At 70.4% G+C, this 5,915-nt stretch carries 5 protein-coding genes; all 5 read right to left on the bottom strand.

Annotated features, from left to right (window positions below):
• Positions 1-1,963: hypothetical protein (locus tag ACLL9L_RS02910; protein WP_411283148.1), on the bottom strand; the 1,963-nt coding region annotated here is incomplete at its 3' end.
• Positions 1,960-2,796, bottom strand: a complete 837-nt coding sequence (locus ACLL9L_RS02905; RefSeq protein WP_411283147.1) for a carbohydrate ABC transporter permease — start codon at positions 2,794-2,796, stop codon at positions 1,960-1,962. The genes ACLL9L_RS02910 and ACLL9L_RS02905, both read right to left, overlap by 4 nt.
• Positions 2,793-3,734, bottom strand: coding sequence for a carbohydrate ABC transporter permease (locus ACLL9L_RS02900; RefSeq protein WP_411283146.1), 942 nt, complete (start codon positions 3,732-3,734; stop codon positions 2,793-2,795). The genes ACLL9L_RS02905 and ACLL9L_RS02900 overlap by 4 nt, the downstream gene beginning before the upstream one ends.
• A gap of 9 nt (positions 3,735-3,743) precedes the next feature.
• Entirely contained in the window at positions 3,744-5,024 is a 1,281-nt protein-coding gene (locus ACLL9L_RS02895; protein ID WP_411283149.1) for an ABC transporter substrate-binding protein, read from the bottom strand.
• Between the two features lie 66 nt (positions 5,025-5,090).
• Positions 5,091-5,915 (bottom strand): LacI family DNA-binding transcriptional regulator (locus tag ACLL9L_RS02890; protein ID WP_411283145.1); only part of this gene is annotated, 825 nt, incomplete at its 5' end.

The following is a 5,915-nucleotide window of genomic DNA, read 5'->3' as shown; positions in this document are numbered from 1 at the left end:
AGGCGCGCTCCGGCGAGGTGCTTGCACTGGAGACCAGTGCCGCCGCGTCGCGTCCGGAGCCGAGGACGTAGGTGCTGACGAGTGGCAGCACCATCACCGCGTCGATCGCGGCTGGCTGGCCGGCCGGGGCCACCGCGGTGAGCGTCACGGCACGCGAGGTCCCGGCGTCCAGCGTGCGGGGGAGGGTCACCGGCAGCAGGGCGCCGGGCGCCGGGGAGGCACCCTGTGGCCCGACGTCCCCGACCCGCAGCGATCCGAGCCGGGAGCGGCCAGTCGTGGCGAGCAGTCTGGTCCGGCTGCCGGGCTCGAGGTTGACGACCGGCAGCACGAGTGACCGTGCCCCATCCGGCACGGCGATGGTCACCGATCCGCCGTTGCCCAGGCGGACGAAACCCGTTCCCCCGTATAGTGACTCACCGGTCCAGGTGGACGCTGGGGTGACTGCCTTCGCGTCGCCGCTGAGCGGCATACCCTCGGCCTGCACGGTCACCAGACCTGCCCGCGAAGTGACCGACGACACCCGGGCCAGCCGGGCGATGTCCGGGTTGGCGTCGAGGGCGAGCATGGTGAGCACACCGTGGATCGTCGACTCCGCCCCCGAGTTCCGGTTGACGACACCGGTCCCCGAGATGCCGTCGATGGTCACCCCGGTCGCCGGGTCGTAGGCGGGGACCCCGGCGGTGTTGGCGCCGAAGAACCACGCGGCGGTCATCCCGGCCAGGCGTCTTGGCCCAGCCGAGCCGGTGGCCTCGGCGGTGGCGACGAGGGACTGCACCCGCGAGTCGGCGCCGTAGGCGATCTGGGTCGTGTCACCGGCCGTCGGGAGCCGACCGTTGTCGGGCCCCCCGGAGGTGAGCATCCACGGGTCGAAGGTCCCCGAGTCGGTGGCGGCGGCGCGGGCCAGCCGCTGGTCGCCGAGCACGACGGAAGCGCGGGCCAGCGCTGCTGGCATCTGTGACGCCCACGCGTGCCAGTCGGAGCGGGACAGGGCCCAGGGCAGGACGCCGCCGAAGGGCCAGGCGCGGGCATCCCCGGCCTGGAGCATGGAGATTCCGTCGGCGAACTGGCGCAGCGCCCGGCGGGCCTGTGCCGTGCCACCCGCGCCGACGTATGCCGTGAGGCCGAGCACCGCTTCGGCGCTCGCGTCCGCGCCGTCGACGATCAACCACGCCGGAGTGCGCCGGCCGTCGACGTCGAGGTACTGCCCGTACCTCGTGAGGACCTGACGCTCCAGCGCGGTGACGGCGAGGTCGAGCCGGCCCGCGAGGAAGGTGGCGAACTGGGGGTCCTCGTGGCGGAAGGCGGCGTAGCCCTCACCCAGGGCCCAGGTCGTGCGGGCCAGCCAGTAGGACGCTCCGCTGTCCGAGGGGTCGGGCAGCTCCTTCGGCACCGGGCTCGGGTGCAGGGTGCCGTCGGGCTGCATCCACAGGACGACGTTGCCCGCGTTGGGACCGGTCGCGGTCTGGAGGTAGGTGAGCCCACGCAGCAGCTGGCGGGCGTGCTCCCGGCTCGCGGTGTCACCGGTCTGGGTCCAGTGCCGCACGTAGACGACGGCTGCCCGGGCGACGTCGTCGGCGTTGAAGGCGCCCTGCGAGTAGGTGTTCGTCGCGGCGTCGTAGGCGCCACCACCCACCCGCCGGAACGTGCCGTCGGCGTTGCGGTCGGCGTAGGTCCACAACACTCCCAGCGTGGGGTCGGCGTCGAGGCCGTAGGTCGTGTGGCCGCTCTGGGGCGGCGGCGTGACGGTGGCGCCCAGCGAGTCGAGGTGGCCGAGGTTGGTCAGCCGGGCCAGGTCGGCCTGGGTGGTCGTCGGGGAGGCCGGCGACACCTGCGCCGCAACCTCTGCCCACGCCGGCGCGGACACCGCCGCCGGGGCCGACCAGGGGAGGACGACGAGGGTGGTGAGCAGCGCTGCCACAACGGTGGTGACGGCGCGAGTCGTGCGGTGCGGTGTGGTGGTCATCCCTTGACTCCTGATCCGATGTCGGTCGAGGTGAAGTGGCGCTGGAAGGCGACGAAGAGCGCGACGGCCGGCGCGGCGAGGATCACGGACCCGGCGAGCACGGCGCCCATCGGGTTGGTTGCCCGCCCGGCGATGTTGCTCATGTAGTTCACCAGCGCCACGGCCAGCGGCTGCATGTCGTGCTGCTTGGTGACGAGGAAGGGCCAGAGGAACTCGTTCCACGGACCGATGAAGGTCAGCAGGACGACGGTCAGCAGGGCCGGCCGCACCAGGGGCAGGGCGACGGACCAGAGGATGCGCAGCTCCCCCGCCCCGTCGAGCCGGGCCGCACTGAAGAGGTCCTCGGGGAGCTGGAGGAAGAACTGGCGGAAGACGAAGACGGCCGTCGAGTTGATGGCGAAGGGAAGGATCATCCCGAGGTAGGAGTCGGACAGTCCGTAGACCCGCACGACCATGACGTAGATCGGGATGAGGAGCAGCTGGAAGGGCACGATCTGCACGAGGAGCATCACCGCGAAGAGGGTGCCCTTGCCGCGGAAGCTCAGCCGGGCCAGGGCATAGCCGGCGAGCAGTCCGAAGACGACGGTGCCGAGCAGGACCCCTCCGGTGACGATCCCCGAGTTCGCGAGGGTCCGGAGGAGGTTCACGCGTTCGTTGATCTCGGTGAAGTTGCTGAGGGTCAGCCCCTGCGTCGGCACCAGCCCGCCGATCCCCTCGTCCGGGTGGGCCTGGAGGGCGCCGATCACCATGTAGTAGAACGGAAAGAGGAAGGCGATCGCCCCGATCACGAGCAGCGTCGTCCGGGCCGGCCCGGCCCTGCGGGAGGTGGTCACTGGTTTCCCTCCGTGACGCGCCGGCTGACGAGGGCGAGCACGAGCACCCCGATGACGAGGAGCACGCCGATCGCCGCGGCGACGTCCGGGCGGCCCTGCTCGATGCCGCGCTGATACATGATCAGCACCGGTGATGCCGACGCCCCGTCCGGGCCGCCGCCGTTGGTGAGCAGGTAGGGCTCGGTGAAGAGGTTGGCCCCGGTGATGATCGACAGGATGACGACGAGGGCCGTGGCCGGCCGGGTCGCCGGGACGGTGACGTAGCGGAACGACTGCACCGATCCGGCGCCGTCGACGGCCGCGGAGTCATACATCTCCTTGGGCACGTTCTGCAGCGCGGCAAGGTAGATGAGGATGAAGAAGCCGAGCTGTTTCCACGTCACGAAGACGGCGATGATCGGCATGGCCAGGGCGCTGCTGGTGAGCCACGACGGGTCCGGAGCCAGCGGTCCCAGGAGCTTGTTGACGAGGCCGCCCTCGTTGAAGAGGAACAGCCACACCGCCACCAGGGCAACGCTCGCGGTGACGTAGGGGACGTAGTACGCCACCCGCAGGAAGGCCCTGCCGCGCACCGCCTTGTTGAGGGCGCTGGCGATGAGCAGGGACAGGACGACGGTGAGGGGCACGTTGATGACGAGGAACTCGCCGACGTTGAGGAACGCCTTGCGCACCTGGGGGTCTGCGAGCACCGTCGCGTAGTTCGACAGGCCGACGAACGGCCGGTCCACCTTCGCGCCCGGCGCCGCAAAGAAGTAGCGGTGCACGCTGATCCACACGGCCAGGCCGAGCGGGTAGGCGAAGACGACGGCGAGGTACACGGCATACGGGAGGGAGAAGGCGATCCCCAGGGGGTGCTTGCCGAGCAGTCGCCCCGGGGTGCGGGGGGACCGGGTCGCCGACCCTCCCGCCCGCGGAGCCCTCACGGTGGTGGTGGACATGGCCCGACCTCAGGGCTGGGTGGTCAGCTGGGCGACCTTGTCGGCCGCGGTCCTGAGCGCGGTCGGGGAGTCCTGCTTGGCGAAGATCACCGACGACGAGTAGGCGTCGCGGAAGGTCTGCCAGATGGTGATCGAGTTGGCGACGTTGGGCACCTCCACCGTGCGCGAGGCCATGTCGGCGAACTGCTTGTACTCCGGGTGCTTGGTGAAGTAGTCGGCGTAGGTCGTGGGCAGGTCGGACCGCAGCGGCATCTGGCCGGTGGCGTCCAGCAGCTTGCCGTCCTGCTCCTTGCTCGTCGCGAACTTCATGACGTCCCAGGCAGTTCCGCGGTTCGTGCAGGAGGAATACATCGCGACGTTCTTCGCGTCCGAGAAGGTGTGGATCTGGTCGGCGCCCATCCCCTCGGCGGTCGGGACCGGCACCGCACCCCACTTGACGTCCTTGTATGCCGCGATGGCCCAGGGCCCGACGACCGCCATGGCCGCCTTGCCGGTGCCGAAGGCGTCCCCGGCCGCCTTCTCCTTCGGGGCCAGGCCCTCCTTGTAGATCGTCGCCCAAAAGTCCGCGACCTTCGTGCCGGCGTCGGAGGCGAACGTGGCCTTGTTGTCCTCGACGAGCTGCTTCCCGCCGCTCTGGGCGATGAAGAGCGGGTAGAAGTCGAACCACGGCTGGAAGAACTCGCTCGTGGGCGACGGCCAGATGGCCGCCTGGGCAGCCTTGCTGGACACCACCTTGCGGCTGGTGTCGAGGAACTCGGCGTAGGTCTTGAGCGGCGGGTTGGCCGCGTCGACCCCGGCCTTGGCGAAGACGTCCTTGTTGTAGAAGATCATCACGGGGTTGGACTTCCATGGGCTCTGGTAGAACTTCCCGTCCGTTGACTTGTACTGCTCGGCCGTCTTGCCGGTGCGGCTGGCGATGTAGCTCGCACCGTCCGGGAAGTCGTCCAGCGCGACCAGCCCTCCCTGCTTCTGGAACTGCGGCACGGCGGCCGGTGCCGTGTTGAAGATCAGGCACGGGGCGTTGCCCGCGGTGATCGCGGCGCCGATGACCTCTTCCGAGCTCTTGCCGGCGGGGATCTCCTCCGCGCTGACCATCTCGGTGGGGTGGGCCGAGTTCCAGGCGTCGACCATGCCCTTGCCCCAGACCAGCTCCTCCTTGTTGTTGCTCAGCCAGATCTTGATCGCCCCGCGGGCGGCAGCCGCCGAGGAGGCGTCGCCCCCGCTGGTCCCGGCGCCCTCCGTGCAGGCAGCCGTGGTCCCGATGGCCAGGACGGTCAATGCACTCAACACCACACTGTGTCGCATCTTCGGTGATCTCCTTGTCCGGACTGCGCGGTGGTTGTCCCGTGCAGTGGCCTACGCCCGACGTCGGCGCCGACGAGGCGGCGCTGCCGTCGAGTCCCGCACCACCAGTTGCGGTGCGGGAAGACTGATCTCGCTGATTGGTCGCCCGTCGATCTCCTCGAGAAGACGACGGGCAGCCGCCTGGCCCCAGGCGATGACCTCCGACGCGACACTCGTCAGCGTGGGCTGCAGGTGGGCAGCCATCTCCGTGTCGTCGTATCCGGTGATCGACAGGTCGGTGGGGACCGAGACGCCGCGAGCAGTGGCCACGGACACTCCGGCGAGCGCCATCAGGTCGTTGGCGTAGGCGATGGCCGTCGGGGGCTGCTCCAGGGCCAGGAGGTGGCCGGTGGCTGCTGCCCCACCCCTGGCGGAGAAGTCGGACTCGACGTAGAGGTCGGGTTGGAGCCCGGCCCGCGCCAGGGCGTGCTGCCAGGCCTCGTAACGGGACTGCCCGTGGACCATGCCGCGCGGCCCGCCCACGTGCGCGATGCGGGTGTGCCCGAGCCCGACGAGGTGCCCGACCGCCGCCTCGATCCCGGGACGGTCGTCGACGCCGACGCACGGCAGTCCCGTGCCGGTCAGGGCGGGACCGACGAGGACGGTCGGCAGGCCCAGCTCACGCAGCAGCGCCGGCCGCTCGTCGTCGACGAACAGGTCGGTGACGAACACCCCGTCGACGCGACGCTCGCGGACCATCCGGCGATAGCTGTCGAGCTCCCGGGCATGGCCGGGCACCATCTGCAGCATCAGCGCCAGACCTCGCTCGGACAGCTCCGCCTCGATGCCGGCGATGAACGACGGAAAGAACGGGTCGGCGCGCAGCGTCTCCGGATC

Source organism: Lapillicoccus sp. (assembly GCF_046595215.1).
Lineage (GTDB): Bacteria > Actinomycetota > Actinomycetes > Actinomycetales > Dermatophilaceae > Lapillicoccus.
Note: the sequence above shows the minus strand (reverse complement) of the source record. Positions and strands in the feature narration are given on the sequence as shown.